This window comes from Glaciecola sp. XM2 (genome assembly GCF_018595715.1).
Lineage (GTDB): Bacteria > Pseudomonadota > Gammaproteobacteria > Enterobacterales > Alteromonadaceae > Glaciecola.
On the sequence record NZ_JAHEOJ010000020.1, the window covers coordinates 907,584 to 929,108 of the forward strand.

Here is a 21,525-nt window from a genome sequence, read left to right on the forward strand (position 1 = left end):
CAACACTACCATTTACCGCGAATTCGCATGCTTTTAAGCAAGTGATGAACTTGTTTAAAATAGTCGAGAATAAGCATGGTACAACAGCAGATTTACTTAACTTCATTGCCTGCGAACAGCAACAGCCACTCGCGTATCGCTTTGTCGACCAAGACAGCATGGAAGATAGTCGCTACTACGAGCAGATCATTTATCAAGATAAAGTGATACCCACTCGTAACAACAGTTGGCATGACTACTTTAATGGATTGATATGGATACTTTACCCAAGTACGAAAGGGCTTTTAAATCAGTTGCATTGGCAAGACATCGAGCCTAAAGGGCATCAACGTCGCACGCCCAGACGAGATAGAATGACGCATTTCGATGAATGCGGAATGATACTGTTGACCGATTCACCCAACCTTCACGCAGCACTGAGCGCTCATGATTGGTCGAATTTATTTATAGCGCGGCGAGATGACTGGTTTAATCGTATAATCCCATTGCACTTTGGTCATGCAAATCTAGAAATGTTATGCCAACCCTTTATTGGTTTAACGGCAAAGGCTTACGTATTGAACATGCCAACGCTTACAAAAATGTGTGCTGAAGATATAAATGGGGCATTGCCTAGCATAGACATAGCGCTATCTGAGGCGTTAATTAAAGAGGGTGTCTTTGAAAAAAAGGGGCAATTGCGCCCCCTACCTTTACTGGGTATTCCGGGCTGGCATAACGAAGCGCAAGATGCTACGTTTTATGCCAACGCCGACTATTTTATGCCCTTGAAACCGCGCTTATAAAACCACGAATAACAAAGTGATTGACCAGATCAGAACACTTGGCAAGGCCGCAATAATGATCGATTTACGCATGGTGAAATTCGTCCATGAGTTTAAGCAAATTGCGCCAAGAGCAATGGTCCATAATGAATCGAAGCGAATCGCCTCTAACAATCCATACCACTGATCAGTCATTTCGATGCCGAAAATAAACGCCAGTGAAAGCGGGGCCATTGCCGCTTGCGATATGGGCGTCCCAGCGGTTTGTAGCGACAAATACACGCATGCCAGTAAAGAACTGATGAGAGTGGGCATTAACATCCACCACATAGCGCCGTACCAATCGGTATAACCATGTACGCTTTTATCGTCATTGCGAGTGCATAAAGTGTAATAGCCGCCAAGAATGGCAGTTACGATGACAAACGCAATTGGAATGGAAATCATGGTCGTCATGGACATAAAGCCTTGTTCCATGGTGTTGCTGATAGCCTCAAGTTCTGCTGGACTGCCATCTGGAAGTGCTATCATGGCGGTTGTATTGGCATACCACGCAAAATCAACCGTACTAAAGTACAAGTAACCTGGCGCAATAGATATGGCGATAACCAAGAAAAAAGGTATCCATGACCAATTATCTTTGACCGCGATGGTATCGAAAACCGCTCTTGGGCGATAAAAAATTTCGGTAACGGCTTGAAATGGGTTGGTGACAGATGCACTTACTTGTGATGTTTCTTGCATGAATTACTACTCTTTTAATGTAAGCGGTCATTATGAACATTTTTTAAATATGAAACAATCGTTCCTTTTGCTTACCTGTCGCCCTTAGACGCTGCTTGTCACTAATTGTCACAATTAAATTAACATTCAGGCCGTTTGTGAGGGTGCGTACTGCAGCGTAATCTTTTACACTACGAGCTCAACATCATAAAAGGGAACAAAATATGATTGCAATCTCAGGATTAGCAAAGAAATTTAGAGTTGAAAACCCCAAGAAACTCAGCGAACAAGATAAAAAGGATCCTCGCTTGGAAGGCCGCTTTTTCCATTCGGTAAAAGAAGTGAGCTTGCGCTGCGAAAAAGGCGAAGTGCTTGGATTACTTGGTCCAAATGGTGCAGGTAAAACCACGACCTTGCGCTTGCTATCTACCGCTTTGCAGCCTGATGCTGGCACCATGTATATTGGCGATACGGACGTAATAAAAGATCCCGTGGGTGCGCGCAAAAAGATAGGTTTTCTCTCTGGCTCTACCGGTCTTTATGGTCGCTTAACTGGGCGCGAAAACATTGCTTATTTTGGCCGCTTAAACGGTATGAACGATAAAGATATTAATCAGCGCATTGAATCACTTGGTGAAAAACTCGATATGCTCTCGTTTTTAGACAGACGCAGCGAGACCTATTCAACAGGGATGAAGCAGAAAACTTCCATCGCCCGAGCGGTGATTCACAGCCCTGAAGTAGTGGTATTAGACGAACCTACCACTGGTCTAGACATCATGGCGGCAAAAACGGTTATCGATTTTATTAAAGATCTTAAGTCGCAACAAGTTCCGGTTATTTTTTCGACTCACCATTTAGAAGAAGTCACTGAACTGTGCGATAAGGTTACTGTAATTGATTATGGTGAAACGACATTTGACGATACCCTCGAAGGCTTTAAGGCATTATCGCCAGATGGTCTACATGCATCGTTTATGGCTAGTTTAAAGCAAGGAGTTGCGTAATGTGGTTAGTATTTAAAAAAGAATTGCTCGAGTTATTGCGTGATCGAAAGACGCTATTTTTTATGGTGGCACTGCCCATTGTCGTGTTTCCGCTGTTGTTTGGCGGTGTGACTTATTTCATGTCGCAAGCAGTCTCTGAGGCGCAAACTAAAACCCTAAACTATGCGATTATTGGCCAAGACTATGGTTTAGAATTAGTCGATAAGTTAGCGGGGGTAGAGAGCCTATCGTTGCAAAGCTTAGAAACACAGCCGATTGATGATGAGCAAAAAAAGACGCTGGTTCGCGACGGTGAAGTTGATTTTATTGTTGAGATCCCAAGCAATTTTGGTAGTGACATTATCAATACTGGGCAAATTACCATAAAAGTATTCTTGAACGACGCGCAATTTAATAGTGTTCAGTCGCGCCTTAGCGATGTGATTGATGAACTAGAGGCGACTTATCAAAGAGTTGCGTTTGCGAGCTTAGGCTTGAACGAAGATCAGCAAACGGGCTTACTTAATCCAATGGTCATTGAAAAGGTTAACGTTGCCGATGAGCGAGAGAGTATCGGCGCGCAAGTGGGCGGCCTGATCCCTTACTTTTTATTCCTACTTTGTTTACAAGGCGCGATGCTGCCAGCGGCCGACATTGGCGCGGGTGAAAAAGAGCGCGGAACGCTAGAAACCTTATTGCTTTCTCCGATTAGTCGCCAAAACATTGTGTTAGGTAAGTTCCTCACGATTGCCTTTGCTGGCGTGATATCAGCCTTGGTGACGGTGCTCAGTATGGCAATTTGGGGTATTGTGCTTTCGCAGGGGATGGCCATCAAAGTGGTATCTGACTTTATGGCATCCATAGGCTTGTTAGATTTCTTACTCGTGTTCTTAATGTTGGTGCCTATTGTGGCGATGTTTGCGGCAATTTTATTGGCATTGTCTATTTATGCACGGTCTTACAAAGAAGCTCAGGGTTATATGACACCACTGGTGTTCTTGGTTATCGTGCCCGTGCTTGTGGCTGTGATACCTGGTATTGAACTCAAAGGTGTGTGGGCGTGGGTGCCTCTGACTAACGTTGCCTTGGCCATTAAAGAGCTTATCAAAGGCACGATGGACTATGTGCAGCTGTTTGCGATTTTTGGTTCGTCTGTCATTATTGCCGGTGCGCTTATTGCGTTTTGTGTGCATTGGTTTAACAAAGAGAAAGTGCTCTTTAGATAAAGACATAAAATGTGTAAAACGCTCTAAGTATGACAAGTGCTTGGAGCGTTTTTTCGTCAGTATTGGCTATGCTAAGTAGCGATATTAATTGGATAGACGTATGACAGCGGTTACGGACTTTTTTCAAGATAACGGTCCACTTAGTGAAATCATAGCGGGTTACAAAGTAAGGGACGCACAAGTTGCATTATCAGAAGCCGTTGAGCAAGCGATTGGCGATAAAACAACATTGATTGCTGAAGCAGGTACCGGCACAGGCAAAACATTCGCATATCTCGTGCCCGCGCTACTTTCAAAGAAAAAAGTCATTATTTCAACGGGTACGAAAAACTTACAAGAGCAATTATATAACCGCGATTTGCCTCTTATTAAAAATGCTATCGACAAAACTCAAGATTCTGCGCTGTTAAAAGGGCGCTCGAATTATTTATGTTTGCAACGTTTAAAGCTAAACGGTGGCGAACATATGCGTTTGGAAAAAGAAACCCTTAATGAATACAGTATCATTAAGAAGTGGAGCCTTAACACCACGACGGGTGACATCGGCGAGTTATCCTCTCTTCCAGACAACGCCAAAGTGATTCCCTTAGTTACCTCTACTGTTGATAACTGTCTTGGCAAAGACTGCTCAGAATATCAAGACTGCTATTTAATGAAAGCGCGCAAAAAGGCTATGGAAGCCGATGTGATTGTGGTCAACCATCACTTATTTTTTGCAGATTTATCATTAAAAGAAGGCGGTTTTGGCGAACTTATCCCCGACGTTGATTTAATTGTGTTTGATGAAGCTCATCTTATTCCTGATATTGCCAGTGAATATTTTGGAGAAGCTATTTCGAGTCGCCAGCTTGACGATATTTTATCTGATCTTAGCAAGCAACAAAGAGTGAGTTTAAAAGATGCAGACCAAATTCAACTCCTATGCGAGAAAGCACGCCAATTTATTGCAGACCTTAGAATGCAGTTCGATATTGAGCCAAAACGAGGCGATTGGGATGAGGCTATTGATCAGAAAAACCTGACCGGCTTGCTCGATCAGATCAACACGCAGCTAAAGCGATTACTCGACGTGTTAGCTGTGCACAGCGGTCGCGATAAAGATATTGATCAATATGCAGAAAAGCTGCATGAATCGTGTCAAACCTTTACGCGCTTAATGGATACCAAAAAGCCCGATGTAAGTTTTTGGTATGAGACGACTCGCCGTCATATTGTCTTGCATATGACACCTTTAAGCATTGCCGACAAATTTTCTAAAATTGTATATAAGAGCAACGCCGCGTGGGTGTTTACTTCAGCGACATTGACGGTAGATAATTCGTTTGAGCATTATCAAAATCAGATGGGGCTTAACGACGCTGACGTGATTGAAATGGACTCGCCATTCGACTACCAAAATCAAGCTATGCTATGCGTACCACGATACCTACCAGAGCCTCATGAAAGGAGCATCTCCACGCATTTAGTGAAAATCGCAATACGCCTGATTGATGCCGCCAAAGGCAGGGCGTTTTTACTGTTTACCAGTCACCATATGATGCGTGAAGTTGCAAGACAAGTCAGAGAGATGATTGATACCGAAATACTCGTGCAGGGCGAAAGCACCAAAAGTAGCCTTTTGGAGGATTTTAAAAACATCCCATCAAGTGCATTGTTTGCGACAGGTTCTTTCTGGGAGGGCGTCGACGTAAAAGGCGACGCATTGCTGTGCGTTATGATAGATAAGCTTCCCTTTGCTTCACCTGATGATCCTTTACTGCAAGCACGCATAAAAGACTGTAAAGCAAAAGGTGGCAATGCTTTTGCAAGCATACAAATACCGCAAGCGGTGATTGCGCTAAAACAAGGCGCAGGACGTCTTATTCGCGACTCAAGTGATACTGGCGTGCTCGTGATATGCGACAACCGATTATTAACCAAACAATACGGCCAAACCTTTATAGCAAGCCTGCCGCCTATGCGCAGAACACGCTCCCTAGATAAGGTATGTGAATTTTTAGAGGCAATAGAATAGCAATATGAAGATATTAGCAATCGACACCGCTACCGAAGCATGTAGCGTCGGTTTATTGACTGAGGCAGGTGCTGACGGCATTTTTGAATTATGCCCTCAACAACATAGCCAACGCATTTTACCAATGATTGATGAGGTGCTCAGCCGCAATAACCTTACCCTCAGTGATATTGATTTACTTGCTTATGGGCGAGGTCCAGGCAGCTTTACCGGTGTTAGAATTGCAGCCAGCACAGTACAAGGTCTGGCACTTGGTGCAGACTTGGAAGTGGTAGAAGTATCGACACTTCAGGCAATGGCACAAGAAAACCTAGAGCGGTTTGGCATCACTCGCAGCCTCGCGCTGATTGACGCACGCATGCAAGAGGTCTACTTTGGTGAGTATCAAGCTAATGAAAGCGGTATTGCCATGCAAACGAAACAAGAGGCTGTTTTAGCGCCGGCTAGCCTGACGTCAGATGTGCTTTCAAGCTATGATGAGCAAAGCTATGTAGGCACAGGTTTCCATGCATATCAGCAAGAATTAGGGCTGCAATTGCAATCATCTGCATTAGCGGTAAACTATCCTAATGCTTTATACATGCTTGCGTTGGCGAAATGGCAGTACGAACAAGGCGAACAAGTTACTTGTGAAGCAATCGCACCGGTTTATGTACGCGACACTGTGACTTGGAAAAAACTACCTAACCGAGAATAACGATGGATAGCGTTTCAACGATTAATCAAGGTCTTTTTGTCAATCCTGAGTCGGGCACGCCTAAAGCGCGTGTGGCACAAACTCATCCGGTGAACAATACCGAGCAAGACAAGCCTGAAAATACAAATTACGTGGTGCGCAGTGGCTCTAAGCAGGCCATGTCAGATGCTGAGGCTATTTTTGCGCGCGCAAATAGTTATGCTGATATTTCAGGCAAGGCCCAAAAAAGCCTGCAAGCATATGAAGCCATCGAAGTTTCTATGAAACGAGAGGCGGTAAGCAAATTGATGGGCGTGGACATTTACGCCTAGCCAAGACAGGGCAAGGAACTTAACGCCTGATAGTAAGTCTTAATAAGTAGTAAGTTATATAAAGGTGATATTGTGAAAAAACTCCTTCCTCTTAGTTTCATGTTGCTAGCGCTAAGCGCATGCTCGGTCGTACCTGACCCGATTCAAGTCACTGACGAGAACGTGTTGGTGCCATTTGACACTGTTATGAACGATCCACAAGCGAGCAACGTTGCCGGCCAAAGTGCGCGTTGGGGTGGTCGTATTGTGGGTGTTGAGAATAAAAAAGAAGTGTCTGAGATTGAAGTCGTATTTTTCCCTGACTCGTCTACTGGTAAGCCTCGCATTGGACAAGAGAGTACCGGCAGGTTTAAAGCCGTTGTAGAGGGGTTTGTGGACCCGCTTGTGTTTGTTCAAGGCCGCCTCATTACGGTAGTTGGTGAGGTAACCGCGCCGCTAACCGGTATTATTGGCGAGCAAGAGTATACGTATCCAACATTAAATGCCCAAGGTTATTACATGTGGAAACAAACCACAGAAGTAGACGTTGACCAAATTGGGTTCGTGCCATTTTATGCTCGCGGCTTTCGTGGCAATGTGTTTTATGGCAATCCATACTTAATTAGTCCTTTCTATCGCAATGCATGGAGTCCATGGTTTGATCCATGGGGACCTGGATTTCGCTCAAGAGTGCGCGTTACTCACAACGAAGGGCATTCACAAGGAGCGACGGTTAAGCCTAGCTCAAGCAGAACTTCACCTGCGGTCAGGCCTAATATCTCAGAGCCTGCTGGTGGGAGAACGTCGCCGGTGATTAGCGATCGCAAAATTAGCAACCAATAGCCAGTTTTGGTGACGCAACAAGAGGTTCACTTCCTCGACGGTCAAATAGCTGCTCTGGTCTCAGGGCAGCAAAATTCCTCTCCGATATTATTTGTGCATGGCTTTTTAGATAATGCGGCCAGCTTTGATGATGTGGTTTCTCACCTAGCAAATCATTATTGCATCGCCATAGACTTACCTGGGCATGGCAAATCGGCGCATCGCAGTAAAGATGCGCATTATCATCTTACCGACTATGTCTACGACCTACATCGTCTCATTGAAAGTAATGACTTCACTAACGTGACCTTAGTAGGGCATTCACTGGGTGGAATTATATCTAGCATCTACTGTGCGCTTTATCCAAACAAAGTTGCAAATTTAGTGGTGATAGAGAGTTTAGGGCCACTAACCGAGCCCGAGTTTACGACCGTTGCTCAATTGCGCGGGAGTATGGCGTCTCGCGACAAAGCAAATGGTCCGATTAAACATCCAAAATCGATGGAGGATGTGGTGGCTGCACGCATGCGAGTGAGTGATTTATCTGCCAGTGAAGCACTGCGTATTTTGTCTCGAAACATTGTGGAATACGACGGGGCATTGAAGTGGCGCACAGACAAACGCTTGCGCACGCAATCGGCCATTAGGATGACCCCTAATCAAGCGATGAATATTATCGAGAATATTCAATGTACTTTTAATCTGGTGTTAGGTGATCGTGGATTTACCAAAATAAAGCGAATGCTCAAACATAGACGCAATATATTCAAACACTTCAATATGGTTGAGTTTAAGGGAGGCCATCACGTGCATATGCAAGCGCCCGATAAGGTCGCTGAGTTTATCATTAATGTAATGAATACCCATTAAAGCCTTATTTGTCGCACTTTTCGGGATTCTTTCATTCCAATTTATCGCATAGTCCTTTAGTATTACGCACCTTAATTTTTAATATTGGTATTACCATTCAAATCTCAGGTTTGTTGCGGTAATTAGCCAACTAGTCAGTAGGACAGTAGTTGTGGAAAAAGTTTGGTTGAATCAGTACGATCCTTCTATTAGCGCTGAAATTAATCCAGATAGAGTCCCATCCTTAATTGATATTTTCGAAAGCGCAGTGAGTCAATACGCCAACAAGACTGCCTTTATCAATATGGGGCACAAAATCACCTTCGAAGATCTTGATGTGTTGTCTCTGCAATTTGCCAGTTACCTGCAACACAAAGGACTGAAAAAGGGCGATGCTGTCGCCATTATGATGCCAAACCTTTTGCAGTACCCTATCGCTTTATTTGGCGTGCTAAGAGCGGGCATGACAGTGGTGAATGTCAATCCACTGTATACGCCCCGCGAATTACAGCACCAACTTTCAGATGCGAAAGTCAAAACCATTGTTATAGTAGAGAACTTTGCATCGACCTTAGATGCCATCATTAAAGACACGCCTGTTGAGAATGTTATCCTCACTGGCTTGGGTGATATGTTGCCATCTCCCAAAAAGTGGTTGGTTAACTTTGTCGTAAAGTACGTCAAGAAAATGGTGCCAGAGCACGGGCTTACAAATACGGTAAGCTTTGCGCAGGCCCTCTCTATTGGTGAGAGAAAGTCGGCATATGTGCGACCAGAAATGGACGGCAGTGATATTGCATTCTTACAATATACCGGTGGTACTACAGGGGTTTCTAAAGGCGCTATGCTGAGCCATCGAAACATGGTTGCAAACCTAGAGCAGGTTAGCGGTATTCTTGAGGTCTCGGTGGAGCCTGGTAAAGATATGGTGGTTACTGCGTTACCGCTTTATCACATCTTTGCACTAACGAGTAACTGTTTAACCTTTTTGAAATACGGCTGCCCGAATTTATTAATCACCAACCCGCGAGATATGCCTGCGTTTGTCAAAGAACTCAGTAAATATCCGTTTGCCGTTTTAACAGGGGTAAATACCTTGTTTAATGGATTATTAAATACACCAGGGTTCGACACGCTAGATTTCTCTCACTTTAAGTTTGGTTTAGGTGGCGGTATGGCGGTACAACGTCCTGTTGCCGAAAAATGGCAAAAGGTGACAGGTCAGGTGCTCATTGAAGGTTATGGCCTTACCGAGTGCTCACCGGTTGTGTCAGTTAACCCATTTAATGCTACTGAATATAAAGGATCAATCGGCTTACCTTTACCCTCTACCGATATTAAAATTTGCGATGACGATGGCAAAGAACTCGGGTTCGACGAAGCTGGAGAGCTATTTGTTAAGGGCCCACAAGTTATGCTGGGATATTTAGGGCGAGAAGAAGCGACCGCTGAAGTATTACAAGATGGATGGTTGGCCACAGGCGACATCGCAAAAATAGACCATCAAGGTTATTTGTATATTGTTGACCGTAAAAAAGATATGATTTTAGTCTCAGGCTTTAACGTTTTTCCTAATGAGATTGAAGAGGTCGCTGCGATGCACGAGGGCGTCTTAGAAGCCGCTGCTATCGGCATTCCCCATGAGGTCTCAGGTGAGGTGGTGAAGCTTTTCGTGGTCAAGCAAGATGATTCTCTTACCGAAGAAATGGTAATGGAGCATTGCAAAACCTTACTAACAGGTTATAAAGTACCTAAAATTATCGCATTCACCGACGAGTTGCCAAAGACAAACGTTGGCAAAATCTTGCGCAGAGAGCTACGGGACTAATTTTTGAATCTACAATCGCTTAAAAACCTTCATGAAATGTCATATGAATATGTGACGACGCTTGAGGGTTTGCAAGCGCTTTGCCAGACACTCTCAAAAGCTACGATCATCACCTTAGATACCGAGTTTGTGCGCACACGCACTCTCAACCCTCAGCTTGGCTTATTGCAAGTATTTGATGGTGAAACCCTAGCGCTAATTGACCCTGTATTGATAGATGATTTGAGCTGTTTTTGTGATATTTTGACCAATCAAAGTATCACAAAAGTATTGCATTCTTGTTCAGAAGACATTGACGCACTGTGGAGCAATTTGGGCGTGGTGCCTCAGCCCTTATTTGATACCCAATTTGCCGCAAGTTTGCTTAATAAAGGCGCTAGTATTGGCTACGCTAACTTGGTCGAGAGCTTGTTTGACGTTACCTTAGACAAAGGTGAATCAAGAACCGATTGGATAGCGCGCCCGTTATCGCATAAGCAATTAGACTACGCTGCTGCCGACGTAACCTACCTAATGGCTATTTACGATGAGCTCGCTTCAGAGCTCAATGAACGGCGTATGACCGAGTACGTGACTAAAGAGTCTGAGTGCCTTATTGCGAAGAAGACACATCCTTTTCCTGCAGAATATGCCTATTTGACCATTTCCAACAATTGGAAGCTTGGTCCTTGCAGTTTGTACGCGCTTAAGTTGCTTGCAAAATGGCGACTTGAAACGGCGCGCGAAAAAGACATAGCCATAAACTTTGTATTAAAAGAAGCGGCAATGCTAGAAATTGCTATGAAGCTGCCGCAGAGCAACAACGCATTGTTTAAGCTCAACAGCCTTTACCCTAAGCAGGTGAGACTGTATGCCCAAGAAATTATCCAGTTGGTGACGCAAGCAGTAGAAGCCGATGAGTCACTTTATGTGCGCAAACCCAAGCGGTTAATCGAATTCAAGGCGTATAAAAAGGCGGGCGCTGATATTCGCGACATCGCAGAGCAAGCCAGTCAATCACTGGATATTCCTATTGCTGCCATAGCGTCAAAAAAGCAAATTGGACAGTTTTTGAAATGGGCTTGGGTAGAAGAGGATGAAACCACCTTACAAGGGTTACAGCCAGATCTAATAACGGGCTGGCGCAAAGATGTGTTCATTGATAAATTACGTGTGTTATTTGGTGAAGGAGGAACTTACCATGCTTTGCGCCGCATATAAGTCTATAAAAAAAGTCGATACTTACTTGTATGTTTCGAACAAAGACGATTTTTCTAAGGTGCCGGAGGCATTGTTAAAAGCGTTTGGCACCCCGCAGTTCGTGATGTCGGTGCCGGTAGATAAAAGAGAACATATTGCACAAATTCCAAAGTCAGAATTTGTCGCCAAACTTCAAGAGCAAGGGTTTTATTTACAGATGCCGCCTACGTCCGCCAGTTTGCTTAAAATGCACCTTCAGCAACAATCTCAACAACAATAACCAGCCCTAAGAACGTGCGCTTTTTAGCTGCGTGCGTTTCTCTGGTGCGATAGCCCAACGACTCAGAAAAGGTAAGCTATGCGTAAATTCATTCAGTCTGTCGCATTTGTGTTTGCATTAGCTGCAGCGTATCAAGCGGGTGCGGCTGATGCACTTAGTTTTGATGAGTATCGCGATGCCCTCAAACAAGAAGCGCTAAGCAAAGGCTACAGTGAAGCCTTTTTAACACCTATCTTTGATAGTATTGTAGAGCGTAAGGCCGTTGTGAAAGCGGATCGGAATCAACCAGAACGCAGACTCACCCTCGACACTTACCTAGAGACTCGCGTGCCCGATTGGAAAGTTGAGCAAGCCGTTCAAGCCTACCGTGAACATTACGACGTGTTAAAAAAGATAAGTGAACAATACAACGTGCAAGCGCGCTTTATTGTTGCTCTTTGGGGAAATGAAAGTAATTTTGGTCGTATTCAAGGCAACCACCCGGTCATGTCCTCCCTCGTTTCGTTGGCCCACGAAGGGCGAAGAGAGACCTTGTTTAAAAATCAGTTTTTCGCCGCACTAAAAATCCTCCAGCAAGGGCACGTGACCTTAGAAAACTTCAATGGCAGTTGGGCTGGAGCAATGGGGCAAAGCCAATTCATGCCTACGTCGTTTTTGACCTATGCGGTAGACGCAAACGGTGATGGTAAAAAAGATATATGGCAAACTGAAGAGGACGTGTTTGCCTCTATCGCCAATTACCTTAGCCAAGAAGGATGGAACGGCAACTTCACGTGGGGGCGTCAAGTGAAGCTGAGCGAGTCATTTAACATGGAGCGCATTTCGCAGCTAGAGGGTCTAAGCCGTGACCGTAAAAAGACCTTGCGAGATTGGCAGGCTTTAGGCGTAACGAAGTTTGACCAAACAGCTTTACCTAATGTGGATATTAAAGCGTCATTAATTTTACCTGACGGTGAAGCGGGGCGTGTCTATCTTGTTTATGACAATTTTGATACCTTAATGCGTTGGAATCGCAGTTATTATTTTGGCATCTCCGTTGCCTATTTAGCACAGCGTATAGATAAAGCGTTTAATGCCCAAGCTCAATGACGTTAAACTATTAAAATGAAGTCGTACATATCATGATCAATACTTATCAGCACCTCAATATGCAAGGTCAGCCTCTCCAAACAGTGGATGCCCAAGGTTACCCCGTTGGCAAAGCCGTGTGCGTGGGCCGCAATTATCTCGACCATGTACATGAACTTGGTAATCAAGTAAACGATAATCCATTATTGTTTATGAAGCCCTCTACGGCGTTTGCTCATTTACATCAACCCATCACTATTCCCACTGAGTGGGGCGAGTGTCACAACGAACTTGAGCTAGCGTTTTTGATAGGTAAGCCTCTATATAAGTCGCGGCCAGAGCAGTGCGCACCAGCCATTAGTGGTTTAGGTTTGGCGTTAGATTTGACGCTGCGAGAGTTACAAAACCAGTTGAAGACCCAAGGACATCCGTGGGAGCGTGCCAAGGCATTTGATGGTAGCTGCCCAATCAGCTCATTTATGCCGCTGGATTACCAAAATCAGACGTTTTCGTTCAGTTTAAAGGTGAACGGACAATTGCGTCAGCAGGGTGATTCAAAACATATGCTTACCCCCGTATTAGAACTCCTTTCTCATATCAGTCAGTGTTTTACCTTAATGCCAGGTGATGTTGTCCTGACAGGCACACCAAAAGGCGTTGGCCCGCTAAAGGCAAATGACATGATTGACATAGATTTGCATGGACATTTTAATATCAAAACCCGTGTTGCGGCCTAGAGTATGAAAAAATCACCCTACACCGCCGCGCTTATGTCCTCACAGTATTGGCTTACAACGTCTTTGGAAGAATTGAATAAGGCGCAGTGGGAAGCGATATGTGACGGTTGTGCGCGCTGTTGTTTACATAAGTTTATTGAAGATGACAGCATTGAAGAGGGCATGGAGTCTACCGATGTTCCCAGTGAAGATGGCGCTATTCACTACACCAATATTGCTTGTCATTTACTGAATCAAAAGACCTGTGCGTGCACATCTTATGAAAAGCGCAGCGAGTTAGTGCCTCAATGCGTGACCCTGACAAAAGAGAACTTAGAACATATCTTTTTTATGCCACCGTCGTGCAGCTACCGTCGTTTGCATGAGGGGAAAGGGCTGGCATCTTGGCATCCGCTGCTAAACAAAGGTAAGAAAACCAAGATGCACGAGTTAGGAATAAGCGTGCGGAATAAAGTGGTTAGCGAGGCTAACGTTGATATCAACGAGTTTGAAGATTATATCGTTACTTGGCCGCTTTCAGAGATAGACTGATAGACGCTAGGTTTGCAACTAAGGCGACTAGCCAACCGACCAAATAAAGTGCAAACACTACCTGCATCCATTCTGGCATGCCCATACCTAAAAACTGCCAAGTATTATCGTTACAGCTACCAGGGGCGTCAAAAATCGCTGGGAGCCATTCGTGTAGTGGCATAAAAGCTGGGAATTCTGGCACAAATGGGCATGGCGGTACAAAAAAGCCTTCTGGAAAAATCACCAATAAATGCTCACGTGCGGTATGTAGGCCCCACACTGCCGATGTTCCCCAAATAATTAATCCAAGCCCTCTGAGCAATATGTGCGGATAAAGCAAGGGAATAAGCGCACCAAACATAATGCCTATTACAGCGCTACGCTGATAGATACACTTTACACAAGGGGCATGACCTTGAATATGCTGAAAATACAGCGCTGCCAGTAAAAGTGCAAAGGCACTCAAGCACACAATAGCCCAAGGTTGTCGCGTTTGACTCCAATTTGCTAACCACTGCATCTTCACTCTCTAACTGCCTTAAAATCGTGTGGCTAATGTAGCGAATCTATTTTAAAAATCAACAGGCGTGGCATATTCATTTCAAAGCTTTATGGGTGGTTGTTCAAAATGATTCCCAGCTCGCTATGCGCAATTTGGTTTGGGTATAGCTCAATCTAGAAAATTGCACTTTTCTCATTGTGTGCATTTTGTCGCAACTGATGCTTTACGTCAGAACTGCAACACAGTATTGTTAAGCTATTAGCGATAGATGGTGCATAGCTAGTATGTAAGTGTGCTAGTGACATAAACGGTGGTTAAAAATGCATAGTAAACACAAATTGAGATTACTTTTGGTAGTGATGGTTGCTTCGCTCAGCGGTTGTGCTTCTATTTATGAAGATGGAGCGATAGTTAAAACAACGCAACCCATTTGTATCGAAACCATAGAAGATTCCCGTCATTGCGACATTGAAGCACGCCAAGCAGGCACAAGTGCGCCTCATGGCGAGTATCGCCAGCAAATGCTTCCCATTCACTTACGCGATGAGGTGATTGAAGCCGAGCTTGAAGACCTAAGGCGCAAAAACAAATAAGAGGCGAAAGCAAAATAATTTCGATGCTTGTGCAAGCAATAGCTAAGTTATTACTGTCGCCAACAACAGCAGATGCGCTTTGCGCGCAGAGATAAAACCGCAACCTCGTTGGACTCCTTGCATGACAGACACACCGCGCACGCGCACAGCACTTATAGAGTTACATATTGCCGTTTGCTTATTTGGTCTAGCAGGCTTATTTGGTAAGTGGATCATCGCGTCGGCGTCTGTCATTGTAGCGGGAAGAGCAGGCATTGCCGCGATAGCGATTTTTATTATCATCCAATTTTATGGGGATAAACTCAATATAAGCTCCTCACGATCGTTGTTAGGTATGATCATCTCGGGGGGCATACTGGCAGTGCATTGGTTGGCCTTTTTTCATGCCATTCAAGTTTCTAGTGTCGCCATTGGTGTTATTGGCTTTGCGACCTTTCCTTTGTTTGTAGCATTGCTCGAACCTTTTGTTTCGAAACAAAGATTCCGTAAGATAGATGTGGCAAGTGCTTTAATGGTTACCGTGGGGTTAATTGTTGTAGCACCCAGTTTTGATTGGGCCGATAACGGAACACAGGGCTTGGTTTGGGCGCTTATCTCTGGCGCGTTGTTTGCTGTACTCATGTTGCTTAATCGTCAATTGGTTAAACACGATGCGTTTATGACGATATCGTGTTTTCAACATAGCGTTGCCGCCATTGCCTTACTGCCCATCGCATTTCATATTGGCACAACGCCAAATACAAGCGAGCTATGGTTGCTGCTTGGTTTAGGCCTGGTATGCACAGCCTTACCACAAACGCTGTTTATAAAATCTTTACGGACGCTGAGAGCGCAGCTCGCTAGCGCAATCACTGGTTTGGAGCCGCTTTATGCTATTTTTTTTGCAGCGCTGCTGTTACATGAAATCCCCACACTGAAGACCCTATTTGGCGCCATTATTGTGTTTGCCGGCATTATAGTTGCGATGAGGGCTGAACGCAGCGCCAACACTCAAACGTGAGGTGACATTGCGGGTGATTATCGTTGGTTTTAGGTTTTTAAACGCCTGCTTAAGCGTCGTAATGCTAACAAAACGCTGATAACGCCTGATATAGTTAGTATTTGCACATTAATATCGTTTATGATTATTTAGGACGAAGGATTAGTAAATCCGATGGTGTCAACATTCGTTATTATGTTTACAGTCCAAAAGGGTTGTTGTTAGCAGAGCTTGATGAGTTAGGCCAATCAGTAATTGAGTATGTGTATCTCAACGGTCAACGGCTGGCTGTTATGCTACCATCAATAAACGACGAGTTTGCGCAAAGTACTGAGCCAGACTGGGAAGTTGCAATTTTGGATGAGTTTTACTTGGTCAGCACAAATTCTAACTTAAAACTAAGCGCCAGCGATTCAGCACAAGCGAGTTTAAGTACCCTCACCGAAGCTGACAATCAAAGCGATCGAGACATTTTCGTTGCCGAGCCAGCTAGCGCAGGGTTCTTCTATTTGAGAAATAAAGAAAGCGGCTTGTATTTCAGGCCTGTGAGCAATAGTGAAAATGCCGTTCTTGAGCAGCGCCCTACTAACTATCGAGGAAGCCGCACACAATGGAAAATAGAAACGCTTGATGATGGAACTATTGCATTAAGAAACAAATGGACTAACAAGTATCTTAGTTCAGGGGCGGGTATTGTGGGCGAAGATGCAAGCATTACAAGCGATCAGTCAGATTATTCTGCATCTTGGAAGATAGTTCCATCAAACTTACTTGACGATAATGCGCCGAAACTGTTTTATGTGCATACCAATCAGGTCGGTGCACCATTAGCGCTCAGTGACGATAACGGAGATATTGCGTGGCAAGCTACATACACTCCTTTTGGCAAAGCAACTATAGTAACCAATAACCTGCCTAAGCATTTTACAGCAAGATTTCCTGGACAATACGCTGACGCAGAAACTGGGTTTTATTACAACTACTTTAGGGATTACGATCCTGAATTGGGCAGATATATTCAGTCTGATCCGATTGGGTTAGATGGGGGGATTAATACGTATGCTTACGTCCACGGTAACCCGATAATGTATTACGACCCTTATGGCCTATGGGCTTGGGGCGACCCTTTGCCACAGTGGATGGTTGATGGCGCATCTGGTTGGGGTGGAGTTCTCAGTTTCGGATTAACAAATCAGATTAATAATGCGCAGGGCACTTCACATACCTATAGTCAATGCAGTGCTGCATACAAAGGTGGGCAAGCCTTAGGTATGTTTAACTCGTTGGCACTTGGCGGTGCTACTGCATCTAGGTCGGCAGTTAAAGGTTGGGCTAATTATTCGCATGCGGCTCTGCACAATAGGTATCTGAAGCAGTTTAAGAACCCTGCCGCTAAATGGTTAAACAAACGTGGTAATCTCCTCAACGGTGAGTATATAAGCTGGCAGCTCCACGCAAGAGTTGACCTTTTTGCTTATCGAATGTTATCGCAAGCTAATAGACAACTTGCTGGAGCGCCGTTTTCTCCGTTAAGACAAGCCATCAATAGAGTGCCTTATTTGCCGGGTAGCGCGGCTTATGGTCTGGGTGGCGTAGCAGCAAGCAGCGGTTCCAACTGTGGATGTCCATAAAATGAATATTATTCAAAAAATACATAAGTTGATTTTTAGTGGGAAAAGCGTTTTAGACAGCTTTGAAAATGCGCTGTTGGATATCTTGGAAGAGAACCTGTCTGAGTCTGACAAAGAAATAATTTCTTCGCAAAGGCAACTCTTCAATAAGGTATATCGGGACAATGAGGAAGAAAAGAATAAGGAAACTTCGTACTTTTACTGGCAATACTTGGGTAAAAGTAGAATAGATTTTCCTAAACGATTTCCTGCCAGTACCAAAGAACACCAACTGGCAGAGTTGATTGTGACTCTTCCTTCCAGTGACAAAATAAAAGTATTGTACTGGGTGGTTAATGGAATTTTATTTAGTCTTGAAATGCATTCTGAATCTGGCGTATTTCGACCATTAAGTCCTGACTTTGAAGTAAGTGATATAAAAATAGATGCACTCTAATTTTAGGCGATAGAACTTTTTCGGTAAGTTCCGTTTCAAATTTATTTAGTGAAGGCTGGGAAGTCAACAGAGTTGGCATGAACAGTTTACTCTTGGGCACTAAACATCGCCGATATTGAACCGAGAGTAAAGGAAATCCACCGAGTCGTAACTAATACTAGTTGGGTTAAACGTCTCAATATTATAAATGCAGCAACTTATGATGCTAGATCTCAGTCAACGATAGACAAGGGTTTGAACACTATTTATATTGTATTTTTTCGCCACTGAGCGGTAGCGTTCTATTTAACTTTATCTGCGTCGACAAGGCGTTTAAAGAAGCAAGGGTAGTCAATTTAAGATTATTGGACTATTTCCAGTCTTATCAGCAATCTGCACACAATGACAAGTCTACTTCTAGCTTCGTTGCACGTTATTCTAGTTTGTGAAATGCAAAACACACCTCCAAATCACCCCATAAAAACAAAAGCTTTTCTTGTCTCAATCATCTGGTACAATCAGTTAATATTTCGTTAACATAAACAGAGCAAGCATGATTTATAAGTCACAAAGTCCTGCGGGGTTTGCCGAAGAATATATCGTTGAATCCATATGGAGTGGGCGTTTTCCACCGGGTACTATTCTTCCAGCTGAACGGGAACTTTCTGAACTTATAGGTGTGACACGCACGACGCTACGCGAAGTGTTGCAGCGTTTAGCGCGTGATGGTTGGCTGAGAATTCAACACGGTAAACCCACCAAGGTGAATAATTACTGGGAAACGTGTGGCTTAAATATACTAGAAACGCTGGCAAGACTTGATCAAGAAGGTCAGCCCGCTTTGTTAGATAACTTACTGTCAGCCCGAACAAACCTAAGCGCCGTGTTCATACGTGCAGCTTTTAGACAAAATCCAGAGCAAAGCCGCAGTATTATAGAGCGCTATAAAACCGTTTCTCAAGAGGGTGTCGCCTTCGCTCAAAATGACTATCAAATGCATCATGATTTAGCGTTTGCATCTAACAACCCTGTTTATGTGCTTATGATGAACGGTTTTAAAAACATCTACGCCCGCTTAGGTGGTCTGTTTTTCTCTGAGCAAGCTGCGCGAGATGTTGCTATTCAGTATTACCAAAACTTGCTTAAAGTCTTAGACGATGAAGACGCAGACCGCGTGGTTTCAGTGGTACGTAAATACGGTGTTGAGTCGGGCAAGTTATGGACAGAATACCGTAAAGATATGCCAAACAATTTGGTCGACTAGGCCTTTTATCTCGTAATAACTCACATAAAATAACGCATGCACGCTGCAGTGATTTATGGCAGTGTGCGTTTGAGTAAAACAATAAACGCATAACAAAAAGGTGATTTTATGGAAGCTGTTGCAACAACACCTTATCCACATATATTTCGTCCATTGGACTTAGGTTTTACCACGCTTAACAACCGTATTATTATGGGCTCTATGCATACTGGGCTTGAAGAAGCACCCAATGGTCACAAGCGCATGGCGGCTTTTTTTGCCGAGCGTGCCAAAGGTGGCGTAGCATTAATTGTAACCGGTGGCATTGGACCTAACGACGAGGGTGCGACGCATGCGGTAACCCAAAGGCTCGATTCGGACGAAGCAGTTGAGCACCATAAAGAGGTGACCGATGCAGTGCACGAACATGGCAGCAAAATCTGCATGCAAATACTGCACACAGGGCGCTATGCGTACAACAAGGACCTTGTTGCGCCTTCACCTATTCAAGCCCCTATAAATCGATTCACGCCTAAAGAGTTAGATGCAGAAGGTATTGAAAAACAAATCAATGATTTTGTGTTTACCGCTTTGCAAGCTCAGCGCGCTGGCTACGACGGCGTTGAAATCATGGGTTCTGAAGGTTACTTTTTAAATCAATTTATTGCACAGCGCACCAATCAGCGTAAAGATGAATGGGGCGGTGAGTATCAAAATCGCATTAAGTTACCCATTGAAGTGGTGCGCAGAGTTCGCGAGGCGGTGGGCGAAAACTTTATCATCATTTATCGCCTTTCTATGCTGGACTTAGTTGAGGGCGGCAGCTCTTACGATGAGGTCGTTGAGCTGGGCCTTAAGATAGAAAAAGCCGGTGCGACGATTATCAACACCGGTATTGGTTGGCACGAAGCGCGTATTCCTACCATCGCAACTAAGGTACCAAGGGCAGCATTTACTTGGGTCACCGCAAAATTTAGAAAAGCCCTTAACATTCCTGTGATCACGTCAAACCGTATCAATACACCTGAGGTAGCCGAAGAAGTGTTGGCGCGCGGGGACGCAGATATGGTCTCTATGGCTCGCCCGTTTTTGGCAGATGCCGATTTTGTAAACAAAGCAAAAAACAATCAAGCTACGCATATCAACACCTGCATTGGTTGTAATCAGGCGTGTTTAGATCATGCTTTTGAAGGGAAGATGACCAGTTGTTTGGTTAATCCTCGCGCTTGCCATGAGACTGAATTTGTCATTGAACCTGCGCAAGATATTAAGCATATCGCTGTGGTTGGCGCCGGTCCTGCGGGCTTAGCAGCGGCAACTACGGCCGCCTCTCGTGGTCATAAGGTTACTTTGTTTGACGCAGACAGCGAGATTGGCGGGCAGTTTAATATAGCTAAACAAATTCCAGGCAAAGAAGAGTTTTATGAGACGCTTCGTTACTTTGGCGTACAGTTAAGCTTACTAGGGGTTGAGCTTAAGTTAAACACGCGCGTGGATGCCAAGGCGCTAAATACCATGGGATTTGACGAAGTCATCATAGCAACGGGTATTTCACCGCGCACGCCTGCTATCGAAGGCATTGACCATCCCAAAGTGCTTAACTACATCGATGTGATAAAACATAAAAAGCCGGTGGGCAAATCGGTGGCAATTATTGGTGCAGGCGGCATTGGGTTTGATACTTCTGAATATCTCTCTCATGGCAAAGTGTCTACTTCCACAAACATTCCAGCCTTTATGAAGGAGTGGGGAATCGACATGGAGTTAAAGGCTCGAGGCGGAGTAGAGGGGTTACGTCCAAGTCCTGAGCCATCGCCACGCGAAATCTTTTTATTACAAAGAAAGACCAGCAAAATCGGTTCAGGCTTAGGTAAAACCACAGGTTGGGCGCACCGCGCAGGCTTAATGATGAAAGGCGTGCATATGCTGGCGGGTGTTGAATACTTGAAGGTTGATGATGACGGCCTGCACATTCGCGTGAATGACGAAGAAAAAGTACTTAACGTCGACAATGTCGTGATTTGTGCAGGTCAAGAGCCCCTTCGAGAGCTCGCTCAAGGCCTAGAGCTACCATATCATTTAATTGGCGGCGCCGATGTTGCAACAGAGCTTGATGCGAAGCGAGCCATTGAGCAGGGCACAAAAGTGGCGGCAAGCGTTTAGCTGGCCGCTCGTCTATTCATTTA

Annotated in this window: 22 protein-coding genes; 20 read left to right on the forward strand and 2 right to left on the reverse strand. The window is 44.5% G+C overall.

From position 1 onward, the window contains the following. The first annotated feature begins 50 nt into the window (after positions 1-50). Positions 51-785: a DUF3025 domain-containing protein gene (locus KJ365_RS08620; protein ID WP_214451196.1), complete on the forward strand. Its 735-nt coding sequence runs from the start codon at positions 51-53 to the stop codon at positions 783-785. Here the strand turns inward: KJ365_RS08620 and KJ365_RS08625 are convergent. Next, entirely contained in the window at positions 780-1,508 is a 729-nt protein-coding gene (locus tag KJ365_RS08625) for a YIP1 family protein (RefSeq protein ID WP_214451197.1), read from the reverse strand. The two genes, KJ365_RS08620 and KJ365_RS08625, sit on opposite strands and share 6 nt — an antisense overlap. A 203-nt stretch (positions 1,509-1,711) precedes the next feature. On the opposite strand from KJ365_RS08625, the gene KJ365_RS08630 reads away from it, so the two are divergent. The 13 genes from KJ365_RS08630 (at position 1,712) to KJ365_RS08690 (ending at position 13,994) form a co-directional block, all read left to right on the forward strand. Then, the gene (locus KJ365_RS08630) at positions 1,712-2,494 is read left to right on the forward strand and encodes an ABC transporter ATP-binding protein (RefSeq protein ID WP_214451198.1); all 783 of its coding nucleotides are present in this window, start codon (positions 1,712-1,714) and stop codon (positions 2,492-2,494) included. Then, positions 2,494-3,699: an ABC transporter permease gene (locus KJ365_RS08635; RefSeq protein WP_214451199.1), complete on the forward strand. Its 1,206-nt coding sequence runs from the start codon at positions 2,494-2,496 to the stop codon at positions 3,697-3,699. Before KJ365_RS08630 ends, KJ365_RS08635 begins: the two co-directional genes overlap by 1 nt. 100 nt (positions 3,700-3,799) lie before the next feature. Next, positions 3,800-5,713 carry a DNA repair helicase YoaA gene (gene yoaA, locus KJ365_RS08640; protein ID WP_214451200.1) on the forward strand — a complete coding sequence of 638 codons (1,914 nt, stop codon included), beginning with the start codon at positions 3,800-3,802 and terminating at the stop codon, positions 5,711-5,713. 4 nt (positions 5,714-5,717) lie between these two features. Continuing rightward, positions 5,718-6,410: a tRNA (adenosine(37)-N6)-threonylcarbamoyltransferase complex dimerization subunit type 1 TsaB gene (gene tsaB / locus KJ365_RS08645; RefSeq protein WP_214451201.1), complete on the forward strand. Its 693-nt coding sequence runs from the start codon at positions 5,718-5,720 to the stop codon at positions 6,408-6,410. Positions 6,411-6,412: 2 nt separating this feature from the next. Further along, complete coding sequence (locus KJ365_RS08650) at positions 6,413-6,721, forward strand: hypothetical protein (protein ID WP_214451202.1); 309 nt, start codon at positions 6,413-6,415, stop codon at positions 6,719-6,721. Positions 6,722-6,793: 72 nt separating this feature from the next. Further along, positions 6,794-7,543, forward strand: a complete 750-nt coding sequence (locus KJ365_RS08655) for a Slp family lipoprotein (protein WP_214451203.1) — start codon at positions 6,794-6,796, stop codon at positions 7,541-7,543. Positions 7,544-7,552: 9 nt separating this feature from the next. After that, on the forward strand, positions 7,553-8,392 hold the full coding sequence (locus tag KJ365_RS08660; RefSeq protein WP_352109346.1) for an alpha/beta hydrolase: 840 nt from the start codon (positions 7,553-7,555) through the stop codon (positions 8,390-8,392). A 151-nt stretch (positions 8,393-8,543) separates the two neighbouring features. Continuing rightward, positions 8,544-10,199, forward strand: a complete 1,656-nt coding sequence (gene fadD, locus KJ365_RS08665) for a long-chain-fatty-acid--CoA ligase FadD (protein WP_214451205.1) — start codon at positions 8,544-8,546, stop codon at positions 10,197-10,199. A gap of 3 nt (positions 10,200-10,202) precedes the next feature. Next, positions 10,203-11,399 carry a ribonuclease D gene (gene rnd, locus KJ365_RS08670; RefSeq protein ID WP_250884080.1) on the forward strand — a complete coding sequence of 399 codons (1,197 nt, stop codon included), beginning with the start codon at positions 10,203-10,205 and terminating at the stop codon, positions 11,397-11,399. Then, a complete protein-coding gene (locus KJ365_RS08675) occupies positions 11,380-11,658 on the forward strand; it encodes a YcgL domain-containing protein (RefSeq protein ID WP_214451206.1) in 279 nt (92 codons plus the stop codon). Before rnd ends, KJ365_RS08675 begins: the two co-directional genes overlap by 20 nt. Before the next feature lie 78 nt (positions 11,659-11,736). Further along, positions 11,737-12,747: a lytic murein transglycosylase gene (locus KJ365_RS08680; protein WP_214451207.1), complete on the forward strand. Its 1,011-nt coding sequence runs from the start codon at positions 11,737-11,739 to the stop codon at positions 12,745-12,747. A 32-nt stretch (positions 12,748-12,779) separates the two neighbouring features. Continuing rightward, positions 12,780-13,463 carry a fumarylacetoacetate hydrolase family protein gene (locus KJ365_RS08685; protein WP_284731260.1) on the forward strand — a complete coding sequence of 228 codons (684 nt, stop codon included), beginning with the start codon at positions 12,780-12,782 and terminating at the stop codon, positions 13,461-13,463. Positions 13,464-13,496: 33 nt separating this feature from the next. Beyond that, positions 13,497-13,994: a YcgN family cysteine cluster protein gene (locus KJ365_RS08690; RefSeq protein WP_214451339.1), complete on the forward strand. Its 498-nt coding sequence runs from the start codon at positions 13,497-13,499 to the stop codon at positions 13,992-13,994. Here KJ365_RS08690 and dsbB read toward each other — a convergent pair. Then, complete coding sequence (gene dsbB, locus KJ365_RS08695) at positions 13,966-14,496, reverse strand: disulfide bond formation protein DsbB (protein WP_214451208.1); 531 nt, start codon at positions 14,494-14,496, stop codon at positions 13,966-13,968. The two genes, KJ365_RS08690 and dsbB, sit on opposite strands and share 29 nt — an antisense overlap. A gap of 302 nt (positions 14,497-14,798) precedes the next feature. On the opposite strand from dsbB, the gene KJ365_RS08700 reads away from it, so the two are divergent. The 6 genes from KJ365_RS08700 (at position 14,799) to KJ365_RS08725 (ending at position 21,502) form a co-directional block, all read left to right on the forward strand. Then, positions 14,799-15,071, forward strand: coding sequence for a hypothetical protein (locus KJ365_RS08700; protein ID WP_214451209.1), 273 nt, complete (start codon positions 14,799-14,801; stop codon positions 15,069-15,071). Between the two features lie 121 nt (positions 15,072-15,192). Next, entirely contained in the window at positions 15,193-16,071 is an 879-nt protein-coding gene (locus KJ365_RS08705) for a DMT family transporter (protein ID WP_214451210.1), read from the forward strand. 101 nt (positions 16,072-16,172) lie between these two features. Beyond that, positions 16,173-17,681 (forward strand): RHS repeat-associated core domain-containing protein, encoded by a 1,509-nt coding sequence (locus KJ365_RS16915; RefSeq protein WP_284731261.1) that lies wholly within the window; start codon positions 16,173-16,175, stop codon positions 17,679-17,681. Between the two features lies 1 nt (position 17,682). Then, a complete protein-coding gene (locus tag KJ365_RS08715; RefSeq protein ID WP_214451211.1) occupies positions 17,683-18,117 on the forward strand; it encodes a hypothetical protein in 435 nt (144 codons plus the stop codon). 532 nt (positions 18,118-18,649) lie between these two features. Next, positions 18,650-19,360 (forward strand): fatty acid metabolism transcriptional regulator FadR, encoded by a 711-nt coding sequence (gene fadR, locus KJ365_RS08720; protein ID WP_214451212.1) that lies wholly within the window; start codon positions 18,650-18,652, stop codon positions 19,358-19,360. Between the two features lie 108 nt (positions 19,361-19,468). Continuing rightward, on the forward strand, positions 19,469-21,502 hold the full coding sequence (locus KJ365_RS08725; protein WP_214451213.1) for an NADPH-dependent 2,4-dienoyl-CoA reductase: 2,034 nt from the start codon (positions 19,469-19,471) through the stop codon (positions 21,500-21,502). The last annotated feature ends 23 nt before the right edge of the window (positions 21,503-21,525 follow it).